Here is a 22,565-nt window from a genome sequence, read left to right as displayed (position 1 = left end):
TCACCCAATCCGGACCTGGCTCGCTGGATCGAAGAACACGGCCTTATCGAGATTGAAGGCAAGGCGGGTTTGTTGTCCTGGAGCGATGCCGGTATCGGCGCGCAGGCGGGCGACGACGGATTTGCCGCCGAGCTTGGTGACGGCGAAGGTGTCGGAGCCGGCCGGTTCGACCACCTCGATCAGGCAATCGCCCTCGGTCAGCGAGCGCGCCTTGCGGTCGGCGCCATCGGGATCGGTCAGCGCCTCGGGGCGGATGCCGAAGATCACCTGTCTGCCGGTATAGGCGGTCAGGCCGTGATTGCCTGAGATGACCGGCAATCGGAGCGGGGCGGCATTCGGCCGCTCCAGCGAGACTTCGAGACCGCCGGCGCCGTTTTCGACGGTGGCGGTCAAGAGGTTCATCGCCGGCGATCCCATGAAGTCGGCAACGAAGATGTTGGAGGGGCTGTTATAGATCTCGGACGGCGTGCCGAACTGCTGCAGCACGCCGTCCTTCAGCACGGCGATCTTGGTCGCCAGCGTCATCGCCTCGATCTGGTCATGGGTGACATAGACGAAGGTGGTGCCCATGCGCTGATGCAGCCGCTTGATCTCGGTGCGCATGTCGACGCGCAGCTTGGCGTCGAGATTGGAGAGCGGCTCGTCGAACAGGAAGACCTGCGGATTGCGCACCAGCGCCCTTCCCATGGCGACACGCTGGCGCTGGCCGCCGGAGAGCTGGCTCGGCTTGCGGTCGAGCAGATGGCCGATCTGCAGCATGTCGGAGACTTGGGCGATCGCCTTGGCGCGCTCCTCCTTCGGCACGCCGCGGATCTCCATGCCGAAGGCGATGTTGCCTGATACCGTCATGTTCGGATAGAGCGCATAGGACTGGAACACCATGGCGATGTCGCGCTTGGAAGGGTGCAGACCGCTGATGTCGCGCCCGTCGATCCTGATACCGCCGGAGGTGATCGTCTCCAGCCCGGCAATGGTGTTGAGCAGGGTCGACTTGCCGCAGCCGGACGGGCCGACCAGCACGAGAAAGCCGCCCTTTTCCAGTTCGAGGTCGATCCCCTTGAGAATGTCGACGGCGCCGAAGCGCTTTTTGAGACCGGAGATTTCGAGGAAGGCCATGGATTACCCTTTGACAGCGCCCGCCATCAGACCGCGCACGAAGTAGCGGCCGGCGAGGATATAGACGATGAGCGTCGGCACGGCGGCGATCATCGCCGCCGCCATGTTGACATTGTATTCGACGACGCCCGTCGAGGTGTTGACGACATTGTTCAGCGCCACCGTCATCGGCATGGATTCACCGGTGCCGGCATAGGCCGAGGCAAACAGGAAGTCGTTCCAGATATTGGTGAACTGGTAGATCACCGTGACGACGATGATCGGCAGCGAGTTCGGCAGCATGATGCGGCGGAAGATCTGGAAGAAGCTGGCGCCATCGACCTGGGCGGCCCTGACCAGCTCGGTCGGAAAGGCCTCGTAGAAATTGCGGAAGAACAGCGTCGTGAAGCCCAAGCCATAGACGACATGCACGAAGACCAGATTGACCGTCGGATTGCCGAAGCCGAAGCTCAAACCCGTGGCGTTCTGCAGCGTGGCGCCGAAGCGCCCGAGCGAGCCGAGGATCGTCGCCATCGGCAGCAGCACCGACTGGAACGGAATGAAGCAGGCAAACAGCATCAGCCCGAACACCAGCGTGTGGCCGGGAAAGCGCCATTTGGTCAGCACATAACCGTTCAGCGCCCCCATGATGGTGGAGATTGCGACCGCCGGCACGACCATCTTGATCGAGTTCCAGAAGTAGCCCTTGATGCCGGCGCAGGTCAGCCCGACACAGGTCTCGCCCCAGGCCTTGATCCAGGGATCGAAGGTCGGCGCTTGCGGCAGCGCCAGCATGTTGCCGTTCTGGATCTCGTCCATGGTCTTGAACGAGGTCGTCAGCATGACGAAGAGCGGCATCAGATAGAGGACGGCAAAGATCAGCAGCAGGCCGTAGATGACGGTGCGGCCGATCCAGCGAGTGTTGTCATTCCTGTTGTCGCGGGCCTGTGGCAGCGTTGCGGTCGGGGCGGTCACGCTGCTCATCGCGCCTTCTCCTTCAGTTCGGAATAGAGATAGGGAACGATGATTGCCGAGATCGTCATCAGCATGATGATGGCGCTGGCCGAGCCGACGGCCATCTCGTTGCGCTTGAAGGTGTATTCATACATGAAGTTGGACGGCAGCCAGGCCGAGCCGCCGGGGCCGCCCGAGGTCAGCGCCACCACCAGGTCGTAGGACTTGATCGCCATATGGGCGAGCACGATGAAGGCCGACAGAAAGATCGGCCGCAACAGTGGAATGACGATGCGTCGATAGAGCTGGAAGGCAGACGCGCCATCGATCTGGGCGGCCTTCATGATCTCGCCGTCGATACCGCGCAGGCCCGCCAGGAACATCGCCATGACGAAGCCCGACGCCTGCCAGACGCCGGCGATGACGACGGTATAGATGACGAAGTCCTTGTTCTTGATCCAGTCGAAGTGGAAGCTGGTCCAGCCGAAATGGTGCAGCGTCTGTTCCAGCCCGAGGCCGGGATCGAGGAACCATTTCCAGGCAACGCCGGTGACGATGAAGGACAGCGCCATCGGGTAGAGGAAGATCGGCCGGAGCAGACCCTCGCCGCGGATCTTCTGATCGAGCAGGATGGCGAGGAGCAGGCCGAGCGCCAGGCAGATGCCGATATAGAGGAAGCCGAAGATCGCCATGTTGGTGATCGATGTATACCAGGAAGACGGCGGATCGCTCTCGAAGGTCCAGCGCCACAGCCGCTGATAGGCGCGTGGCCCGGTCAGCGCATAGGAGGGAAAAGTCTTGGAATTGGTGAAGGAGAGATAGGCCGTCCAGACGATGAAGCCGTAGACGAAGATAATGGTGATGACGAAGCTCGGCGCCAAGACGATCTTCGGCAGCGCATCCTGCAGCCGGCCCCGCAACGAGATCGCCGTCGATTGCCGCGGCGTCAGAACCGGATCGGTGGTCGCAACAGTGCTCATGGAATGTCATCTCCTCCCTGCAATCGGCCCTGCATGATCATCCCGCATGATCGGTCACGATGTGATCGCCGTCATAGGATCGTTGGGGTCTGAAGCTTCCCCGCGAGATGCGGGGAAGCATTGTCATCACACCTGGTCTCAGCGGGCGTCGTCGATCGCCTGGACGAGCTGCTTGACGGCTTCGTCGGAGGTCTTGATCTGGCCGTGGACGAACTTCGAGACGACATCCTTGTAGGCATTGGCAATCGCCGGCGGGGCGCCGTAGCCTTGCGCCAGCGAGCCGAACAGCGTGCCGCCCTCGTTGGCTGCCTTCAGATCGGCGATGCCCTTCTTGCCGCAAGCGTCGAAGTCGGTATCGGGAACGTCGGTACGGGCCGGTACCGAACCCTTGACGACGTTGAAGGCCGACTGGAAGCTCTTCGACAGCGTTGCCTTCGCCAGCGCCACCTGCGCCGCCTTGCGGTCGTCGGGAACATTGAACATGCCGAACATGTCGGAGTTGTAGACCACGCTGCCTTCGGTGCCGGGGAAGCGGTAGCACAGGAAGTCGGTGTTAGGCGTCTTCTTGGCGGCGACGAATTCGCCCTTGGCCCAGTCGCCCATCACCTGCACCAGCGCATCGCCCTTGATGACCATGGCGGTCGCCAGGTTCCAGTCGCGGCCCGAGAAGTTCGGGTCGACATATTTGATGATCGTGGCGAGGTTATCGAACGACTTCTTCATCGTGTCGGACTTCAGCGATTCCTCGTCGAGGTCGTTGAAGGCCTTCTTGTAGAACTCAGGCCCGCCGGTCGACAGCACGATGGAATCGAACATCGTCGCCTCCTGCCAGTTCTGGCCGCCAAGCGCCAGCGGGATGACGCCGGCGGCTTTGGCCTTGTCGAGCAGGGCGATCAGCTCGTCGAAGGTCTTCGGCTGGGTGCCGCCGATCTTGTCCATGACAGCCTTGTTGATCCACAGCCAGTTGACCGAGTGGACGTTGACCGGGGCGGCAACCCACTTGCCGTCATAGACGGAGAACTTCTGCAGGGCTGCCGGCACCGACTTGTCCCACCCTTCCTTCTTGGCCGTCTCCGTCAGATCGCCCATGACGCCGGCCTGGGCATAATCGAGCACGGTATAGCCGAGCATCTGCGAGGCCGTCGGATAGGTGCCGGCCGCCACCATCGCCTTCAGCGCCGTCATCGCCGCATCGCCACCACCGCCGGCAACCGGAACGTCCTTCCAGGCAAACCCTTCCTTCGAAAGATCCTGCTTCAAGACGTTCAGCGCCGCTGCCTCGCCGCCCGACGTCCACCAGTGCAGCATCTGCACTTCCTTGACGTCGGCGGCGTGGGCGGACACACCAGCGCCGGCCAGAGCCAATGCGATTACGGCAGTCGTAGTCAGAAACCTATTCATCGAAGAACCTCCCAGTTCCATCTTGGAAGATGCGGGACCTATTCCCGCACCGATCACCCCGCCCTCCTCAGGCGTAGTTTGATTACCGGCTAAGCCGGCTTTCCGTCTGCGGCATCCACCAGCTGGTGCGCTTGCCGATATGCATGTTGAGTGTCTTGGTCTCGGTGTAATCCTCAACCGCATGGCGGCCGAGCTCGCGGCCGAGGCCGCTTTGCTTGTAACCGCCGAAGGGAAGTTCCGAGGCGCCGTCCATGAAGGTGTTCATCCAGACTGTTCCCGCCCGCACCGACCGGCCGATCGTCAGGCACGTGTCGAAATCGCGGCTCCAGACACCGGCCGACAGGCCGTAGTCGATGGAATTCGCAATCCTGATGGCTTCGGCAGATGTCTCGAATGTCAGGACCGAAAGCACCGGCCCAAAGACTTCCTCGCGCGCCACGGCCATATCGGGGGTGACCGCTTCGAGGATCGTCGGCGACATGAACTGCCCCATGCCGAGATCCAGCGTCTCGCCGCCATGCGCGACCCGGGCACCGCTGCTCCTCGCGCCGGCAACGTATCCTGATATTTTCTCCAGATGCTCAGGCGTGATGATCGCGCCGACCTGCGTGGAAGGATCGAGCGGGTCGCCGACCTTGACTGCCTTCGACAATTCGGCAATCCGCTTGACGACATCGGAAGCGATTGATTTGTGAAGGATCAACCGTGAGCCGGCATTGCAGCACTCGCCGGCATTGAAATATGCGCCGAAGACCGCGGCATCGATGAAGGCATCGAGATCGGCATCCGGGAACACGATCTGCGGGTTCTTCCCGCCCAGTTCCAACGAGACCTTCTTCAGCGTCTGTGCGGCATTCGACATCGTCAGCTTGCCGACGCCGGTCGAGCCGGTGAAGGACACCATGTCGACGTCGGGATGCGACGTCGTGATCGCGCCGACCTCTGGTCCCGTACCGGTGACAATGTTGACGACGCCATCCGGAATGCCTGCCTCCTGCAGGATCTCTCCCAGCACCAGCGTCGATCCTGAGGTCAGCTCCGAAGGCTTGACGACGGTCGTGCAACCGGCCGCCAAGGCGAATGGCAGCTTCTGGCCGACGATCAGGAACGGAAAATTCCAAGGCGTGATGATCGACACCACGCCGATCGCTTCGCGCAGCACGACGCCAAGCGTGCCGTCGCCGAGCGTGTTGTAGCTCTCTCCGTGGAGGTCACGGGCAAGCGCCGCCGCGTAGCGCCATATGTCAACGGAGCCTGCAATTTCTCCCCGCACCTGTGTGATCGGCTTTCCCGCCTCGATCGCATCGAGATATGCCAGCTCCTCTGCACGTGCCGCGATCAAATCGGCAGCCTTGAGCAGGATGGCGGAACGTTCGGAAGCGGTCATTCGGGGCCACGGCCCGAGGTCGAACGCCTTGCGTGCCGAAGCGATCGCACGCTCGGCGTCCCTCTTGCTGCCGGTCGGAAACCGGCTGACCACGACACCATGGCTTGGAGCGACACGCTCGATCGGATCGGAGGAACCAGCCTCCCATTTACCATCGATGAGCATCTTGAAATCACGCGCTTTGTGGTCGCTGAGCGCGGTGGGGTTGACGAGAACCGTCATTACCATTCTCCCTTGAACGTTGCCGGGCGCTTCTCGCTGAATGATGCGACGCCCTCCTTCAGATCGCCGGTCTTGGCGGCGAGGATCGAGCCCAGGGCTTCGACCGCGGTTCCATTGTCTTCGCCGTTTGCCGATGCGATCATCAACTTCGCGATCTCAATGGCAGCCGGCCCCCTTGCAGCAATCCGCCCAGCATATTCCCTGGCGGCGGCGAGCGCGTTCCCTGTGGGAACAACCGCGTCGACGATCCCGAGAAGGCGTGCCTCCTCGGCGGTGAATATCTCGCCGCCCAAGGCCATTCGCCGGACGGTCTGCGCCCCGAACCGGCGGACAAGACGCTGGGTTCCGGACCAGCCCGGCACCATTCCAAGGCCGGTTTCCGGCAGACCGATCTTAATCTGTTCCTCTGCGAGGCGAATGTCAGCGACCCCTGCAAGTTCAAGCCCTCCCCCGAGGGCATGGCCATTCAGAGCCGCGATCAGCGGCATCCGGAGCGTCGCCAATCTTTCGAAGATACGGTGGCCGTGGCGAACCCAGAGATGACCGAACTCCTGAGGCAACATTCCGCCCCAGGCCTTGATATCGCCGCCGGCGGAAAAGCCCTTTCCTTCGCCGGTGAGAATGGCAGCCCGCACATTGGCGTTCGCCTCCACCTCGTCGGCCGCATCTGCCAGCGCTTTCAGCATGTCCAGGTCGAGCGCGTTCAGCTTCTCCGGACGAGAAATCGTCAGCGTCGCAACATGTCCATCGACGTCAATTCCGACGGTTCCGCTAGCCATGGAAGCTGCCCTCCAGCGTCCGTGCCTTTTTTTCTGGAAGCGACAGGCCGATCGCTGCCTCCGCGAAGAGCGCCGTGTCCATGACCTTCAGGTCGGGCGCCACGATCAGCGGAAACTCCGACTGATCGAGGATGTGGGACTGGAGATCGACGCCTGGCGCAATCTCGGTGAGGACGACGCCATCAGGCGTCAGCTTCATCACGCACCGCTCGGTGACATAGGTGATCTCCTGCCCCTGCTCGATCGCGCGCCTGCCGCTGAAGGTGACGTGTTCGACCTCGTTCACGAGTTTCTTCAGCTTGCCTTCCTTCTCGATCAGAAGAGCTCCATCGGCGATCGAAAGCTTCGCTCCGGCATTGAACATGCCGGAGAAGACGATCTTCTTCGCGCGCGCCGTGATGTCGACGAAACCTCCGGCGCCAGCCGTCACATGCGGCCGGAAGGAAAGCTTGGAGACGTTGACCGAACCGTCTTTGCCGATCTCGAGGAAGGAGAGCAGCGACGCATCGAAGCCTGCACCCTGGAAATAGGTGAACTGATAGGGAGACGGCATGTAGGCGTCGGCGTTCGAGGCGCAGCCAAAGGCGAAGTCGAGTAGCGGCACGCCACCGACGGCGCCCTGCTCGATGACCCAGGTGACCGCGCCGTGAAGCCCTTCCTCCAGCAGGATGCGCGGAACGTTGGCCGATATGCCGAAGCCGAGATTGACGCAGCTTCCCGCTTGCAGTTCCTGCGCGACGCGACGCGCGATGACTTTTTGGACATTGAATTCCGGAACGCTGAAGCTATCGAGCGGGCGGAAGATCTCCCCGGAAATTGCCGGATCGTACCCCGTCTGCGTCGTCTGCTTCTGTTCCGGATCGACGACCACATAATCGACCAACATTCCAGGCACCCGGACGTCATGGGGCTTCAGCGAACCCTCCTTGGTGATCCGTTTGACCTGCGCGATGACAATGCCGCCGTTGTTGCGCGCCGCCAGCGCCTGATCGAGGCCGCCGAGATAGGCGCCTTCATGTTCGTATGTCAGGTTGCCGCGCTCGTCGGCGGTAGTAGCGCGGATGATGGCGACCTCAGGGACGATCGAGGGAAAGAACAGCCAGTCATCGCCCTCGAAGCGCACGCGCTTGACCACCGGATGCTCTGAAGCCAGGCCGTTCATCGCGCAACCCTGCCGCCCTGGATCGACGAATGTGTCGATGCCGATCTTGGTCAGAACGCCCGGCCGCTTCGCGGCGGCCTCGCGGTGAATATCGAAGAGGATGCCCGAGGGAATGTTGTAGGCCGGGATTTCGTTGTTGGTGATCATCTGCCAGATCAGCGGCGGCTCTGACGACGACGGCCCGGACGGATAGGAACCACCGACGATGCGCTTGAGCAGACCCTTCTTGGCGATGTAATCGACGCCCTTGATGCCGCTCATGTCGCCGGCGGCGATGGGATGAAGGGTCGTAATATCCCGGGGATGGCCGGTCGCATCGAAACGTTCGCCAATCGCCTTCAGCATGAGGTCCGGGCAACCGAGACCGCTCGAGGAAGACACCGTTACAACAGCGCGATCCGGGATCAGCGCGGCCGCTTCGGTGGGGGTAAGATGCTTCTTCATCAGCGCTACTCAGAGTCCTGTTTCAATTTTTACGCTCCTGCGGGCTCCGCAGCTCTCGCGAACAACCAGCCGAACCGCCGTCGTCACCGCCTCCGCCTCGGCCTTGCCCGCGTTGATCTGCTTGAGAAGCAGCTGCGCGCCGCGACGCCCGATGCCCTGCGGATCGACCGAGACCGTCGTGAGCGCGGGAACCGCCGCCTGAGCCTCGATGACATCGTCGAAGCCCACGACGGCGAAGTCGGAGCCGGGTTCCAGATGGCGCGCGCGCAATCCGTCGCAAACACCGAAGGCGACGGCATCGTTGAAGCAGACGGCTGCCGTGGGTTTGTCGGCAAGAACGAGTGCTTTTCCGATCGCCTCTACCCCGCCGGCTCGCGAAGGCGCGGACGAGATGACAAGCTCTTGGTGATAGCCGAGCCCGGCTGCCTCCATGCCGCTTCGGTAACCGGCAAGGCGGTCGTCGAAGACGGCGGTATCTGGGAAGCCGCCGAGAAAAGCGATGCGCTGGTGACCGAGCTCCGCCAGGTGCTTGACCGCGGACATCATGCCAGCCTGGTTGTCGGAGACGACGGACGAGACCTTGGCGCCAGGCAGGTTTCGCACGACGACCACCACCGGAATCCCTGCTGCGACAAGCGGCTTGAAGTCTGCGGCATCGGTGGCGCGCGCCGGCGACACGATGAGCCCCGAAATGCCATGTTCCCGCATCGACGCGACAACCTCGCGCTGCCTATCGATGCTCTCACTGGTGTTCGACAGGAACTGCACGAATCCGGCCGACTGAACGACCATATCGACGCCGACTGCCAGCTCCGCGAAGAAGCTGTTCGTCAGGTCGTTGACGACGACCCCGACGATCCGCGACTTGGCACTGGCCTGCCGAAGATTGGCGGCGCCGCGATTGTAGACATAGCCCAGCTCGCGCATCACCGCATTGACCTTGGAACGCGTCCCCTCATTGACCAGGGAGGAACCCTGAAGCACCAGCGAAACCGTCGATTTCGAGACGCCTGCGGCTTTCGCAATGTCGATGACGGTTACCCGCGCCTTTGTCATTTCCCCTCCCGACGCCAACGTCGACTGATCATTAAATATTTGGAACGTTCCAATTTTGTCAAGATAAATTTGTACGGATTGTTATTAACTAGCTATTCCTTTGCAAATTTCGGCCTTCTCCTACCGCCGGAATCCCATCGTAGAAATTGGAACGATCTAAATATTGACCTTGGCTGAGAAGCCTATGTCGATGTTTTTTGACTGGAAAATCGTAGGTGGCGCACGACCGACAGATGCGTTGGCTGCAAAAATCTGGAAAATTCGGGCTCGTCCGTTATTTCCGTCGAAGCGACAAGACCTTCTGAGAAAAGCAGGGGGGCTTCTATTCTGTGTTGATAAACTTTGCGACAAACCCAGTGGAGGACATGGCGACATGAAACTGCGCGCCGAGCTGACCGTTCTGCCACCACGCGAACAAGCACGGCGCTTGGCAGCCGTCGCCGCGTCCTTGGTCGCACAAATCGAGCGCACCGAACCCCACGCACCCGAAGCCGAAGCCGCCTTGGCGGCAATCCGCACTTGGGGTGATGGCGCACACCTGATGGGCCGATACTTCTCCGATCTTATCTACAGTGACGATGAGCGCGGGACGCTCCGTCGGCTCTCCGAGGCAGCCGGAAAACCCAGCGAAGACGGCTGGAACGCCCTGACGACGGCAACCATGTATATCGCCTGGCTTGTTTACCAGGAGACCGGCGAGCCCATGCCGAGTGACGTCAACGAGGTCGGAGAGGACAGCCTTGACCTTCTGGACAAGCGACTGGCCAAGCTCGGCTAAAACCAAGCGCGCGATCCCCTCTCGAAACACATCGGCTTTTACACGAATTCGTTGACATGTCGGGAGGGGGTCATCCCACGCCTCTCGATGCGAGCTCGAACATCCCGGAACGCTGGTTCGCCTATCGCAAAACGATAGGAGGGTCTCCAGGTTTCCGTCGAGGAATTCCCTACGATAGCCATTAGCGAAACTTTATCGTTTGTAACGAATGCTACGGATACGTGCAACGCGCCAGATCTGAAGCAGGGCCGGATGATGTCACACTCGTTTGAATCCATTCTGGAGAGCCTGCCTCAGGGCATAGTTCTGCTTGATCCTGCCGGTACAGTGACGGCTTTCAATTCACGCACGCTTGATATTCTCGGCCTTCCGCAAGGAGCTATCCGCGAAGGCATGAATATCGACGGATTGCCGGGCACTGCAGACTGCCGTGCAGTGGCATCCCGCCGGTCGATGGTCGCTGGACCGCCCACGTCTCAGTTTGCCCTTTCCGACGGAGGGATGGTCTCACTGACCTGTGCCCCGTCGAGGGATGGAGGCTGGATCCTCAGCTATGAAGACATCTCGACTCTCATTCGCGTCGAAGACAGCCTGACCGAGCAACATCGCCGGTTCGACGCAGCCTTCAGCAATATGCCGCATGGGCTGTGCATGTTCGATTCGACAAAGAATCTCATCCTGTGCAACGCCTCCTATGCACGGATGTACAATCTGCCGGACCTTCTCACGCAACCGGGAACGCCACTTGTGGATATCCTGGCCTATCGCAGCCGGGAGGGAAATGGCCCGGCCGATACCACGACCTATTTTGATGTAGTCTTCGAAGCGACAACCCGCGGTGCGCCGGCCAGCCAGAACATCGTCCTGGCCGATGGGCGCATTATCAAGATCACCCACAATCCGATGCAAAACGGTGGATACGTGGCCACCCATGAGGACGTCACCAAGACCGTCCGACTGGCGGAAGAGCTGCGCCGGCATCACGATCAGCTCGAAGCGACGGTGAAGAGCCGCACGGCGGAAGTCGAGCGGCAGGCGCGCGAACTCGAGCGAATGCTGGCGCAGGAGCGAAACATCAACGAACTGCAGCGGCAGTTCGTGGCGATGGCATCCCATGAATTCAGGACGCCGCTCGCAATCATCGACGCTGCTGCCCAGCGGCTGCTGCGAAAAAGAGGGGCGGTCGAGCCCGAATTTCTCAGCGACAAGGTCGATCAAATCCGCGCATCAGTGACCCGGATTGTCGATCTCATGGAGAGCATCCTGTCAGCCGGACGCCTCGATACCGGCAAGATCGATATCAATTACGACGCCTGCGCATTGAAATCATTGATAAACACCTGTTGCGAGCGGCAGTCGACGATTGCAAAGTCGCATAGGTTTGTGTTGGATATCGATGGGCTGCCGGAGTTCATCGATGCCGATCCTCGGACGTTGGCACAGGTCTTTACCAACCTGCTTTCCAATGCCGTCAAATACGCGCCCGGAACCTCCGAAATTCGCGTCACGGCATGGGCAGAGACGGGAAACGTCAAAGTTTCGATCAGCGATGATGGAGTGGGGATCGATGCCGAAGACGTGCCGCGGCTCTTCCAGCGCTATTTTCGGGCCCGGACTTCTACCGGGATTGCCGGAACCGGTATCGGCCTCAATCTGGTGAAGCAGATCATCGAAATGCACAACGGCTCGATAGAGGTTCGAAGCGCAAGAGGATGCGGATCGACATTCACCGTAACGCTTCCAATCAAGAGAAACGGCGACGCTTCCGCGGCCAATAACGCCGCCTGATGTTTCAGGATTGCTGTCCTGCATATCTACCCTATCCTTCTTACAATAGAGGAGGATCACACGATGGCTTTCATTCACACCCCCAATGCATCCGCCAGCGAAAAGACGACATCGATGTATGCGTCGGCCGAGGCGAATTATGGTTATCTGCCGAACATGTATCGAGCCTTCGGCCACCGGCCTGAGGTGATGGAGAGCTGGGCGGCGCTGCTTTCGAGCATTCGCGGCCATATGAGCCTGCGGCGCTACGAACTGGTGACGCTGGCCGCGGCCAAGGAGCTGAAATCCTCATATTGCATGCTGGCTCACGGCTCAGTGCTGTTGCGCGAGGGTTTCACCGGCGATGGGTTGACGGCTGTTGTCAACGAGACGGAGAAGGCGCCGATCGATGCCGGCGAACGCGCGATCATGGCTTTTGCCGCCAAGGTGACGCGCGATGCGACGTCGGTCACACAGCAGGATATAGACGGGCTGAAGAAACACGGGCTGAGCGATGCCGAGATCTTCGACGTCACGGCAGCGGCAGCGGCCCGGTGTTTCTTCTCGAAAATGCTGGATGCGCTGGGCGCTGCACCCGACCACGCCTATATCGAGCGGCTGGAGCCGAATGTGCGAAAGGCGCTCAGCGTCGGCCGGGAAGTCGAGCGGCCCTTGGCGCCGTCACCGTCCCCTGGCACACCACAATGATGTGATGACGGAGGATGTCCGGGGGCTGCTCTTACGACTTCTACTTCTCCGCCTCTACTCCTGCGGTTTGTCGGCAAAATGCCGGATCGCGAACTCGGCGATATTCTGGCTCGACCGATCGGCATCGTCGAGCAGCGACGGAAACAGCTGCCACTGATGGGGCATGCCCGGCCAGACCTCGGTGGTGACATCCACGCCCGCCTGGCGTGCCTTGTCGGCAAGCCGCAGCGCGTCGTCCAGCAGGACTTCGCCGGAGCCGACCTGCAGCAGCAGCGGCGGAAAGCCGGTCATGTCGGCATAAAGCGGCGATACCCGGGGATCGGCCGGAGACCGGCTGCCGAGATAGGTCTTGCGCAAGGTCTCGATCCAGGCCTTGTTGACCAGCGGATCGCTTTCGGCATTTGTTATCATCGATCCGCCCGTCGCGGCAAGATCGGTGATGGGGCTGAGAGCAATCACAGCTGCCGGCAACGGCTTTGCCGCCTGCATCTGCCGCAGAACCGTCTCGATCGCGATATTGCCGCCGGCGCCGTCTCCCGCGACGACCACGTTCTCGCTCCGATAGCCATTGTCGAGAAGCCAGCGATAGGCCGTCAGCGCGTCGTTGATCTGCGCGGGATAGCCATATTCGGGCATCAGCCGATAATTGATGAGAAAAACGTCGCTGGATGCGGCTTTGGCGAGCGAGCCGGCAAGTAGGCTGTGCGTGCGGATCGAGCCACTGGAAAAGCCGCCGCCATGAATATAGAGGATCACCCTTTGGCCGATCGGATGATGAAGACGAGCGGGCCACATCAACTCGGCATCGACGCCGTCGGCGTCGACCTGCCGAAGCTGGATGCGCGTCGGCCCCGGCGTCGCCTCCATCAGCGCCCTGAAAGCAGTCCGCCGCTCCTGCAGGCTATCGGCGCCGGCAAAGTGATCTTTCCAGAGGCCGACGAGTTTTTCGACCTGCTCGTGTGAGGCTGGGCTTTGCGGTCCAATGTCCCGCCCGACCGCCGCCGAGGGGAGCAGCATCAGCACAGCCAACGCGGAAAACAGACCGCTGGGGCGCTTTGGTCCTCTTCGATTGGCAGTTGGCAAAATCCGACGGTTCATCAACCTCTCCCGATGATGTTGGCTGTGGTGGCCATGGCGGCATCTTTGGCCAGTTCAGGCGTCGGAGTCAAAAGGGTCACGGATACGAATCCCGATTTTCCAAGCGATGCAACGGCCTTGGCCTGAGGGGCACTGCCCGCCGCATCCCATATCTCGGGATGCGGCGGCAGCGCCACTGTGACCGCAGGAAACCGCATGATGCGGCAAATTAGCATTCGCCTCACGCCTGGAATGACCTAGATCTAGGTTCGATCACCACCATGAAGAGGCGAGCATGTCCATCAAGTCCATCTGCATTTATGGCGCTGGCGCACTCGGCGGCGCTATCGCCGTCAAGCTTGCAAGCCAAGCCGCAAACGACGCCACCATCTCCGTCGTCGCGCGTGGAGCGCATCTCGACGCCATCCGCGACAACGGTCTCAGCCTGCGCGAAGCCGATGCAGAAAGGCCGCTCAATGTCCGCCTGACTGCGACCGACGATCCCAGCACATTGCCGCCGCAGGATCTCGTCATCACCGGCCTCAAGGGGCATCAGCTGGCACCCGCTGCCGAAGGCATTGCAAGCCTCCTCAAGGAAGGTACCCGCGTCGTCATGATCCTCAACGGCATTCCGTGGTGGTATTTTCACCGCGATACCCAGAGCCGGCATGCCGAGCTGCAGTTCGACGAGCTCGATCCCGGCGGCAGGCTCTGGCGGCTGATCGGGCCGGAACGCGTCATCGGCTGCGTCGCTTATCAGGGCGCAGAGGTGATCAATCCCGGCGAGATCCAGCTTGCCAACAACGGCCGCTTCGTGCTCGGCGAGCCCTCGGGCGACATCTCGCCCGATCTCGAGGCGATCGCCGCGGTGCTGACCGACGCCGGCCTCAACATCACGACGACGCCTGTTATTCGCGACGAGATCTGGAGCAAGCTGATGGGCAATACCGCCTTCAACCCGATCAGTGCGCTGACCAGGGCGCTGATGACCGACATCATGGTAGATCCAGCACTTTCGACCACAGTCGGCAAGGTGATGAACGAGGTCCGCGCCGTCGGCGAGGCCTTAGGCGCGCGTTTCAGCATGACCGTCGAACAGCGGCTGGAACAATCGCGCCATATCGGCGCCGTGCGCACCTCGATGCTGCAGGATCTGATCGGCGGCAAGGCGCTCGAAATCACGCCGCTGGTCGGCATGGTGGTGGCGCTCGGACGCCTGGCTGTTGTGCCGACCCCGGTCTCGCAAACGATCCTGGCGCTGGTGACGCAGCTGGATCGGGAAAACCAGCGCGGCAGCTGATCGCAGAGGGAAAGGCGGCCGGGAAAGCCCAGCCGCCTTCACTTACTTTCCGACCTGCTCGGCCCAGTTCGGCGCCTTGCCGCCGCCATCGAGGAAGGTCATTGCCATATTCGCCATCAGGGGAGAGGCGAAGGTCTCGTAATGGGTGAGATCGGGCAGGATCGCCAGCCGGTTCTTCGACATGTTTTCCCGCATCCAGCCCGCATCGCGCAGACCGCCGCCGAGCTTGTGGTAGAAGTCGATCATATGCTCGGGCCGGATCATGTCGGCATCGCCATAGATCAGCATAACCGGCATGGTGAGCTTGGCGACGGCATCGCTATAGTCGATAGGTTCGCGCATCAGTGCGCCCATGGCATCGAGCAGCTTCGGAAATTCGGAAACGTCAGGCGCTACCGCCTTGTAGGAGAGGAACATCGGCGTGTCCTTCATCATGTCGGCCATACCGGCGCCGACGGCCGCCTGCTGCGGCAGCATTTCCGGGAAGAAGCCGTTCTGTGCATAAGGCGCCGAGAGTATCACCAGCCGACGCACCTGGTCGGGCGCGTTCGCCGCCATGTTCAGCGCCACCCCACCTCCGAAGGAATAACCGAAGACGTCGACCCTGTCGTAGCCGAGCTGCTTCACCAGGATCGCGAGGTCGGCGCCGATGGCTGGAAGCTCGATGGTCCGCTTGCCAAGGGGCGTGCGGCCATGGCCCTGCAGATCGACGGCGATCACCTGCCGATGGTCCGTGAAGATAGGCATGACGGGCGCGAACATCTCGATCTGCCCGAGGCCGCCGTGAAGCAGCAGCAGTGGTTCGCCCTCTCCACGGATCTCGTAATAATAATCGATACCGTTGACCGGCACGCTTCCCTTCCTGACAATCGGCGCTGCAGCCTTCTTCTCCTCGCTCGCCGGCGCGGCACCTCCGGCGCCTGATATATCGGGCACGGCCAAGAATGCGGCAGTGGTTGCGATCATCGAAATCAGCGTCATCTTCGACATGTCCTTGCTCCATGTTTGCATCGATACCGCAAGGACGGCGGCGCTCATGTCTTTCCGACACCACGCTTCGAAATTTCTCGCATCGGCCTTTATGCCGTTCCTATATTTTCGTGCCCCGCTCCGAATGGATTTCCTATCGCGCCCAGCAGTAGGCTTTCGCCATCACTGCAAAGGTCGAATGCCATGCGAAATGTCAGGTCCTCCAGTTTTCGACCCCTTCGTCCATACAGGATCGCCCACGGCAGCCGGCAGATGCGCGAGAAGCGCACTGCCCAGGCGCTGATCGTCTTTGGCGTGGTGCTTGCCTGCGTCGAACTCTACGTCATTTTCGCCGCGCTCTGAGTCTGGGAGCACGAAGACGTGTGCTGAAGGGGCGAGTTCCAACTTTTCCTTAACCGACATACTGGTAAAATCGCGTCGCAGAGACTTCAGACGCCACGAGACCGATGAAACCGAATTTCCGCTTTACCCATTACGATCTCAAGGAACAACGCGCCGGAACGACTATCGAGGTGTCGTTGAATGCGGTGAACAATGTCCGCTTGATGACGGCGCCGAATTTCCAGCGGTTCACCGAGGTTCTTGATTTCAAATATATCGGCGGCGTGGCACGCAAATCGCCGATCAAGATCGCCGTTCCGGAAAGCGGTCACTGGCATGTCATCGTCGATATGGAGGGTCATCACGGGCTTGCGGAATCGTCCGTCAAGGTGATCGCCGCGCCGGCAAATCAGAAGACGCCACGCGCCTCCTGAAGGTTCGCCGGGTTTCAGCGCGGATTGCGCTCCTTGCGAAGCTTCGCCCACCATTCCAGCCGCTTGCGGATATCGCGCTCGAAGCCGCGTTCCGGCGGATCGTAGAAGATCTGGCGTCCCATCTTCTCCGGGAAATAATCCTGGCCGGAAAAGGCATCCGGCTCGTCGTGGTCGTAGCGGTAGCCGTCGCCGTAACCCTCGCCCTTCATCAGCTTGGTCGGCGCATTGAGGATATGCTTTGGCGGCAGCAGCGAGCCGTTCTGCTTGGCGGCCTGAGTGGCAGCCTTGAAGGCGGTATAGACGGCGTTCGATTTCGGCGCGGTGGCGAGATAGACGCAGGCTTGCGCCAGCGCCAGTTCGCCTTCCGGCGAGCCGAGATACTCATAGGCATCCTTGGCGGCGTTGCAGATCACCAGCGCCTGCGGATCGGCAAGACCGATATCCTCCACCGCCATGCGCACCAGCCGCCGGCCGAGATAGAGCGGGTCCTCGCCGGCATCGAACATACGGGCGAGATAATAGAGCGCGGCATCGGGATCCGAGCCGCGTACGGATTTATGCAGCGCCGAGATCAGATTGTAGTGGCCGTCCTGCGCCTTGTCGTAGACCGGGGCACGGCGCTGGACGATGCGTGTCAGGCCTTCGGTATCGAAGCTCTCGCCTTCGCGCGCCGCGCGCCAGACTTCTTCGGCGAGCGTCAGCACCGCGCGGCCGTCGCCGTCGGCCATGCGGATCAGACTGACGCGGGCATCCTCCGTCAGCGGCAGCGGCTTCTGCTCGATCGCCTCAGCACGCTTCAGCAGTTCCTCAAGGCTCTCCTCGTCATGCGACTTGAAGGTCAGCACACGGGCCCGCGACAGCAGAGCGGCGTTGAGCTCAAAGGATGGGTTCTCGGTGGTGGCGCCGACGAGGATGACGGTGCCATCCTCCATGACGGGCAGGAAACTGTCCTGCTGGGCGCGGTTGAAACGATGGATCTCATCGACGAAGAGCAGCGTCTGACGGCCGTCCATGCGGCGCAAACGGGCTGTCTCGAACACCTTCTTCAGGTCGGCGACGCCGGAGAAGATCGCCGATATCTGCTCGAAGGCCAGTCCCGCCTCGCCCGAAAGCAGCCGTGCCACCGTCGTCTTGCCGGTGCCGGGCGGCCCCCAGAAGATCATCGAGCCTAGCGAGCCGCTTTCGATCATTCTTTTCAGCACGCCATCCTCACCGGTCAGGTGTTCCTGACCGGTGACTTCGGCAATCGTCTTCGGCCGCAGCCGGTCGGCAAGCGGCCGCCTGGCAGCGACCTCTTCCGGAACACGCGGCGCGAAGAGATCGTTACTCATCGGAAGAATTGCCGGATGCGCTGGCCGTCGCGCTCTATCTCGACCCGCCAGAGGCCGGGGTCGCTATCGGCGATTTCAGACAATTCGCTGGTCGACTTCACATCCGTGCCATTGATCGAAACGATGATATCCTTCGGTTCGAAACCGAGACGGGCAGCAGGCGAATCGTCCTTCACCTCGGAGACGACGACGCCCGCCGATTCCGGCGGCATGCGCAGCTCGTCGGCGACCCGCGGCGACAGGTTCTCGACGACAGCGCCCGTGAAGGGTGTGTGCCCGCTGATCGTGCGCTGATCGCGCGGTGAGGTTTCGGGGGCGCGGTCGAGCGTCAGCGGCAGCTGTTCCTCGCGGCCGTTCTCGACGATGGTGAGGTTGACCGATTTGCCGAGGCCCGCCGTCGTCAGCCGATAGAGCAGCGCATCGGGATGTTCGACGGAAATTCCGTCGACGGCCGTGACGATTTCGCCGGCCTTCAGCCCAGCCTTGGCCGCCGGCCCACCTTCCGAGACCTTGACGACGAGTGCGCCGCGGGCCTTGTTTAGCCCCAGCGCCTCAGCCACCTCCGAGGTTACGGCATCGAAGCTCGCGCCGACATAGGGCCGTTCGAAGGATTTGACGCCGGCATCGGCAGACGTGAGGAAGACCTTGACCAGATTGGCAGGGATGGCGAAACCGATACCGTTCGAGCCGCCGCCGCGCGAGAAAATCGCCGTGTTGATGCCGATCAGTTCGCCCTTCATGTTCATTAAGGCGCCGCCGGAATTGCCGGGATTGATCGAGGCATCGGTCTGGATGAAGAAACCGAATTCGTTCCTGACCACCTGGTTGCGGGCAAGCGCTGAGACGATGCCGCTGGTCACCGTCTGGCCGACGCCGAAGGGGTTGCCGATCGCCATCACGAGATCGCCGACCTCAACCGCGTCGGAATTGCCGATCGGCAGCGTCGGGAAGCTTTCCTTGGTGTCGATCTTCAGCACGGCAAGATCGACACGGTCGTCGCGCAGCACCACCTTGCAGGGGAATTCGCGGCCATCCGACAGCGCTATCTTGATGTCGTCGGCGCCCTCGATGACGTGATTGTTGGTGACGACAGTGCCGTTCGCCTCGACGATGACGCCGGAACCGAGCGAAGACTGCTTTTCCGAACGGTTCGGCATCTGCTGGCCGAAAAACTGCTCGAAGAAGGGGTCGCCGGCAAAGGGCGACTGGCGCTGGACGGTCTTCTCCGCATAGACATTGACGACGGCGCCTGCCGTCTGTTTGACGAGCGGCGCGAAGGAGAGCTGCATCTGCATCCGGCTTTCGGGCACTGTCTTTGCCGTCTGCGCATGGGCGACAGCCGGCAGTACGAGCATCAGAGCGAACAGCGAGACGGAGGCGCGCTTAAAAAAGCCTTGCATGGGTATTCCTTTTGAATCCTCTTGAGGAACGTTGTAGCGCCCGACGCTAGAAAGGAAAGAGGGCGGAAGCATGGAAGAATAAGGCAACGGAACGTCGCGGAAGTGCCACTTAAAGCGATTGCGAATTTGATTCAGGAAGTACGGCCATGCAACTGATATCAAAAGCCAAAAACTGGGCGAAGTCACTGAAGCGTGACATCGTGGCCCTGTGGCTTGCCGCGCGCGATCCGCGCGTGCCATGGTATGCCAAAGCGGTGGCCGGCGGCGTTGCCGCCTACGCGCTGTCGCCTATCGATCTCATCCCCGATTTCATTCCCGTGCTCGGCTATCTCGACGATCTCCTGATCGTGCCGCTCGGCATCATGCTGGCGATCCGGCTCGTGCCAGTAGAGGTGATGAACGAGCTTCGTACGGAGGCGACAAGGCGCATCGAGCGCCCCTCCAGCCGGGTCGGACTGATCTTCATCCTTGCCGTCTGGCTGATCTGCATCATCTTCCTGGCTCTGGCACTGCGCAAGCTCGCCTGACCGGCGGCAACAGGAACATATGAATGATCACGACAAGAACGACGATAGCGGCCCTCGGCTTTGCGATCCTGCTCATTGCATCGGGCCTCGCACAGGCAGCAAGCTTCGATTGCGATGCGAAAGAATTGAAGCCGGATGAAAAAGCGATCTGCGACAACCGCGCGCTCAACGACGCCGACGTGAAGATGGTGACGACCTTCGAGCTGCTCTCCGGCCTGCTGGCGATGGGTTCGCGCGGAACATTGCAGGACGAACAGACGGCCTGGCTGAAGAAACGGCAGGAATGCGGGGCGGATGCGGCCTGCATCAAGGCTGCCTATGACGAACGGCTGAAGCAACTCGGCGAGACTTATAAAAACATCAACCGGCCGCTCTAGAACAGGATGATTTTAGGCCGGGTCGGCCTAAAATCTGGATCCTGTTCTACATTATATAGTTAGAGCATGATGTCGTCCGAAAACCGCGCACACTTTTCGGCATCATGCTCTGAAGCAACCGATTGGAAGAGCAGCTGACTCTTCATCAGCGGGTCGTAGGTGGATGACCTACCGCGCGTTCAGATCGCGCACGGCGCCGCGATCGGCGCTTGTTGCGAAGGCGGCGTAGGCCTTGAGAGCGGTCGTGACGTTGCGCTTGCGGACTTCTGTGGGATACCAGCCCTTGGCATCCTGCTCGGCGCGGCGGGCGGCGAGTTCGGTCTCGCTGACACGCAGGCTGATCGTGCGGTTGGGGATGTCGATGTCGATCATGTCGCCTTCGCGCACCAGGCCGATCGTGCCGCCATTTGCCGCTTCCGGCGAAGCGTGGCCGATCGAGAGGCCGGAGGTGCCGCCGGAGAAGCGGCCGTCGGTGATGAGCGCACAAGCCTTGCCGAGGCCCTTCGACTTCAGATAGCTCGTCGGATAGAGCATTTCCTGCATGCCGGGACCGCCCTTCGGGCCTTCGTAGCGGATGACGACGACGTCGCCGGCCTTGACTTCGTTGGCAAGGATCGCCTTGACCGAGGAATCCTGGCTTTCGAAGACGCGGGCGGGGCCGGAGAATTTCAGGATCGATTCATCGACGCCGGCCGTCTTGACGATGCAGCCGTCGATCGCAAGATTGCCCTTGAGCACGGCGAGACCACCATCCTTCGAGAAGGGATGCTCGACCGAGCGGATGACGCCGTTCTCGCGGTCGGTGTCGAGATCATCCCAACGGGCTTCCTGGCTGAAGGCGACCTGGGTCGGGATGCCACCGGGAGCGGCGCGATAAAAGTTGCGAACGGTTTCGCTGTTGGTGCGAGTGATATCCCAGCGGTCGATCGCGTCACCCAGCGTCTCGGCATGAACGGTCGGGCAATCGCGGTTCAAGAGAGCGCCCTTGTCGAGTTCGCCGAGGATCGACATGATGCCGCCGGCGCGATGGACGTCTTCCATGTGAACATCACTCTTGGCAGGTGCGACCTTCGACAGGCACGGCACGCGGCGCGACAGCGCATCGATATCAGCCATGGTGAAATCGATCTCGCCCTCATGGGCGGCAGCAAGGATGTGCAGGACCGTATTGGTCGAACCGCCCATGGCGATGTCGAGCGCCATGGCATTTTCGAAGGCCTGCTTGGAGGCGATGGTGCGCGGCAGCGCCTTGACGTCATCCTGCTCGTAATAACGACGGGCGAGATCGACGATCAGATGACCGGCCTCGACGAAGAGGCGCTTGCGGTCGAGATGGGTGGCAAGCGTCGAGCCGTTGCCGGGGAGCGACAGGCCGAGCGCTTCCGTCAGGCAGTTCATCGAATTGGCGGTGAACATGCCGGAGCAGGAGCCGCAAGTCGGACAGGCCGAGCGTTCGATGGTCTGGACGTCCTCGTCGCTGATTTTGTCATCGGCTGCGGCGACCATGGCATCGACGAGGTCGAGCGCATGCGTCTTGCCATGCAGCACGACCTTGCCGGCTTCCATCGGACCGCCCGAAACGAACACCGTCGGGATATTGAGGCGCAGCGACGCCATCAGCATGCCGGGGGTGATCTTGTCGCAGTTGGAGATGCAGACCATGGCGTCGGCGCAATGGGCATTGACCATGTATTCGACGCTGTCGGCGATGAGCTCACGCGAAGGCAGCGAATAAAGCATGCCGTCATGGCCCATGGCGATGCCGTCATCGACGGCGATCGTGTTGAATTCCTTGGCGACACCGCCGGCCGCCTCGATCTCGCGGGCAACGAGCTGACCGAGGTCCTTCAGGTGCACGTGGCCGGGCACGAACTGGGTGAAGGAATTCACCACCGCGATGATCGGCTTGCCGAAATCCGAATCCTTCATGCCCGTGGCGCGCCAAAGCCCGCGGGCGCCCGCCATGTTGCGGCCATGGGTCGTGGTTCTGGAACGGTAAGCTGGCATCGGTGTCTTCCTCAACGTGTCGGAATTATCAGGCGAAGCCGGGCGGCATGACGCCTGCGGGCCTGGCA

At 61.4% G+C, this 22,565-nt stretch carries 20 protein-coding genes; 7 read left to right on the top strand and 13 right to left on the bottom strand.

The features are described from left to right. The 8 genes from N2600_RS08445 to N2600_RS08410 all read right to left on the bottom strand — a co-directional run bounded on the left by N2600_RS08445 (window position 1) and on the right by N2600_RS08410 (window position 9,480). Window positions 1-1,116 (bottom strand): ABC transporter ATP-binding protein, encoded by a 1,116-nt coding sequence (locus tag N2600_RS08445; RefSeq protein ID WP_260298593.1) that lies wholly within the window; start codon window positions 1,114-1,116, stop codon window positions 1-3. 3 nt (window positions 1,117-1,119) lie between these two features. After that, the gene (locus tag N2600_RS08440; protein ID WP_260298592.1) at window positions 1,120-2,079 is read right to left on the bottom strand and encodes a carbohydrate ABC transporter permease; all 960 of its coding nucleotides are present in this window, start codon (window positions 2,077-2,079) and stop codon (window positions 1,120-1,122) included. Continuing rightward, window positions 2,076-3,029: a carbohydrate ABC transporter permease gene (locus N2600_RS08435; protein WP_260298591.1), complete on the bottom strand. Its 954-nt coding sequence runs from the start codon at window positions 3,027-3,029 to the stop codon at window positions 2,076-2,078. Before N2600_RS08435 ends, N2600_RS08440 begins: the two co-directional genes overlap by 4 nt. Window positions 3,030-3,167: 138 nt before the next feature. Beyond that, window positions 3,168-4,430, bottom strand: a complete 1,263-nt coding sequence (locus tag N2600_RS08430; protein WP_260298590.1) for an ABC transporter substrate-binding protein — start codon at window positions 4,428-4,430, stop codon at window positions 3,168-3,170. 82 nt (window positions 4,431-4,512) lie between these two features. Continuing rightward, window positions 4,513-6,039: an aldehyde dehydrogenase family protein gene (locus N2600_RS08425; RefSeq protein WP_222384807.1), complete on the bottom strand. Its 1,527-nt coding sequence runs from the start codon at window positions 6,037-6,039 to the stop codon at window positions 4,513-4,515. Beyond that, window positions 6,039-6,818, bottom strand: a complete 780-nt coding sequence (locus N2600_RS08420; RefSeq protein WP_260298589.1) for an enoyl-CoA hydratase/isomerase family protein — start codon at window positions 6,816-6,818, stop codon at window positions 6,039-6,041. Before N2600_RS08420 ends, N2600_RS08425 begins: the two co-directional genes overlap by 1 nt. Further along, window positions 6,811-8,424 carry an acyl CoA:acetate/3-ketoacid CoA transferase gene (locus N2600_RS08415; protein WP_260298588.1) on the bottom strand — a complete coding sequence of 538 codons (1,614 nt, stop codon included), beginning with the start codon at window positions 8,422-8,424 and terminating at the stop codon, window positions 6,811-6,813. The genes N2600_RS08420 and N2600_RS08415 overlap by 8 nt, the downstream gene beginning before the upstream one ends. A 9-nt stretch (window positions 8,425-8,433) precedes the next feature. Next, window positions 8,434-9,480: a LacI family DNA-binding transcriptional regulator gene (locus N2600_RS08410; protein ID WP_260298587.1), complete on the bottom strand. Its 1,047-nt coding sequence runs from the start codon at window positions 9,478-9,480 to the stop codon at window positions 8,434-8,436. A gap of 373 nt (window positions 9,481-9,853) precedes the next feature. Between N2600_RS08410 and N2600_RS08405 the strand changes: the two genes are divergently transcribed. The 3 genes from N2600_RS08405 to N2600_RS08395 all read left to right on the top strand — a co-directional run bounded on the left by N2600_RS08405 (window position 9,854) and on the right by N2600_RS08395 (window position 12,733). Continuing rightward, window positions 9,854-10,258: an Imm6 family immunity protein gene (locus tag N2600_RS08405; RefSeq protein WP_311319302.1), complete on the top strand. Its 405-nt coding sequence runs from the start codon at window positions 9,854-9,856 to the stop codon at window positions 10,256-10,258. A gap of 252 nt (window positions 10,259-10,510) precedes the next feature. Next, a complete protein-coding gene (locus tag N2600_RS08400; RefSeq protein ID WP_260298585.1) occupies window positions 10,511-12,046 on the top strand; it encodes a sensor histidine kinase in 1,536 nt (511 codons plus the stop codon). Window positions 12,047-12,109: 63 nt separating this feature from the next. Continuing rightward, the gene (locus tag N2600_RS08395; RefSeq protein WP_260298584.1) at window positions 12,110-12,733 is read left to right on the top strand and encodes a carboxymuconolactone decarboxylase family protein; all 624 of its coding nucleotides are present in this window, start codon (window positions 12,110-12,112) and stop codon (window positions 12,731-12,733) included. 54 nt (window positions 12,734-12,787) lie between these two features. Here N2600_RS08395 and N2600_RS08390 read toward each other — a convergent pair whose 3' ends face one another. Next, window positions 12,788-13,762 (bottom strand): alpha/beta hydrolase, encoded by a 975-nt coding sequence (locus tag N2600_RS08390; protein ID WP_260298891.1) that lies wholly within the window; start codon window positions 13,760-13,762, stop codon window positions 12,788-12,790. 343 nt (window positions 13,763-14,105) lie between these two features. Here N2600_RS08390 and N2600_RS08385 point away from each other — a divergent pair, with 343 nt between their 5' ends. Next, the gene (locus tag N2600_RS08385; protein ID WP_260298583.1) at window positions 14,106-15,110 is read left to right on the top strand and encodes a ketopantoate reductase family protein; all 1,005 of its coding nucleotides are present in this window, start codon (window positions 14,106-14,108) and stop codon (window positions 15,108-15,110) included. A 42-nt stretch (window positions 15,111-15,152) separates the two neighbouring features. Here N2600_RS08385 and N2600_RS08380 read toward each other — a convergent pair whose 3' ends face one another. After that, window positions 15,153-16,148: an alpha/beta fold hydrolase gene (locus N2600_RS08380; RefSeq protein ID WP_222362343.1), complete on the bottom strand. Its 996-nt coding sequence runs from the start codon at window positions 16,146-16,148 to the stop codon at window positions 15,153-15,155. A gap of 398 nt (window positions 16,149-16,546) precedes the next feature. Between N2600_RS08380 and N2600_RS08375 the strand changes: the two genes are divergently transcribed. Next, the gene (locus tag N2600_RS08375; protein WP_260298582.1) at window positions 16,547-16,855 is read left to right on the top strand and encodes a DUF1883 domain-containing protein; all 309 of its coding nucleotides are present in this window, start codon (window positions 16,547-16,549) and stop codon (window positions 16,853-16,855) included. A gap of 14 nt (window positions 16,856-16,869) precedes the next feature. Here the strand turns inward: N2600_RS08375 and N2600_RS08370 are convergent, their stop codons facing one another. After that, a complete protein-coding gene (locus N2600_RS08370) occupies window positions 16,870-18,186 on the bottom strand; it encodes a replication-associated recombination protein A (protein ID WP_222307885.1) in 1,317 nt (438 codons plus the stop codon). After that, complete coding sequence (locus N2600_RS08365; RefSeq protein ID WP_260298581.1) at window positions 18,183-19,586, bottom strand: DegQ family serine endoprotease; 1,404 nt, start codon at window positions 19,584-19,586, stop codon at window positions 18,183-18,185. The genes N2600_RS08370 and N2600_RS08365 overlap by 4 nt, the downstream gene beginning before the upstream one ends. 146 nt (window positions 19,587-19,732) lie before the next feature. Between N2600_RS08365 and N2600_RS08360 the strand changes: the two genes are divergently transcribed. Then, entirely contained in the window at window positions 19,733-20,113 is a 381-nt protein-coding gene (locus N2600_RS08360) for a YkvA family protein (RefSeq protein ID WP_222307880.1), read from the top strand. 23 nt (window positions 20,114-20,136) lie between these two features. Continuing rightward, a complete protein-coding gene (locus N2600_RS08355; RefSeq protein ID WP_260298580.1) occupies window positions 20,137-20,490 on the top strand; it encodes a lysozyme inhibitor LprI family protein in 354 nt (117 codons plus the stop codon). 168 nt (window positions 20,491-20,658) lie between these two features. On the opposite strand, the gene ilvD is transcribed toward N2600_RS08355, so the two are convergent. Continuing rightward, a complete protein-coding gene (gene ilvD / locus N2600_RS08350; RefSeq protein WP_260298579.1) occupies window positions 20,659-22,497 on the bottom strand; it encodes a dihydroxy-acid dehydratase in 1,839 nt (612 codons plus the stop codon). Window positions 22,498-22,565: the final 68 nt, after the last annotated feature.

It is taken from the genome of Rhizobium sp. WSM1274 (genome assembly GCF_025200775.1).
GTDB classification, from domain to species: Bacteria; Pseudomonadota; Alphaproteobacteria; order Rhizobiales; family Rhizobiaceae; genus Rhizobium; species Rhizobium leguminosarum_I.
The sequence above is the reverse complement of the archived record's forward strand: the minus strand, read 5'-3'. Positions and strand labels throughout refer to the sequence as shown.